The 252-nt window shown below is 56.0% G+C and carries 1 protein-coding gene; it reads left to right on the top strand.

What is annotated here, in order from left to right; translation table 11 throughout:
• Positions 1-38: 38 nt before the first annotated feature.
• Positions 39-252, top strand: a 214-nt coding sequence (locus FDX22_RS16005; protein ID WP_255432950.1) for a DUF1353 domain-containing protein, incomplete at its 3' end; no start/stop codon positions are given.

Raw genomic sequence — 252 nt, 5'->3', positions numbered from 1 at the left:
AATTCGCTCGTATCCGGTGGGATGGCCGGAGGTGGACAGTGAGTAAATTTACGACTCCTGCCGTGCTGGAAATGCTCGATGATTATCGCTGGCGTCTGGTTGAGCCGGTTGAATTCTGGCTGACGGACAGCCCGGATGATGTGATACATGTCCCCGCAGGGTACGTTACCGACCTGGCCAGCGTACCGCGCCTTCTCTGGTCAGTGTTCCCGCCACATGGTCGTTATGCGAAAGCTGCCATCATTCATGACT

The sequence above is a fragment of the Citrobacter sp. TBCS-14 genome (genome assembly GCF_005280805.1).
GTDB lineage: Bacteria > Pseudomonadota > Gammaproteobacteria > Enterobacterales > Enterobacteriaceae > Citrobacter > Citrobacter gillenii.
Note: the sequence above shows the minus strand (reverse complement) of the source record. Positions and strands in the feature narration are given on the sequence as shown.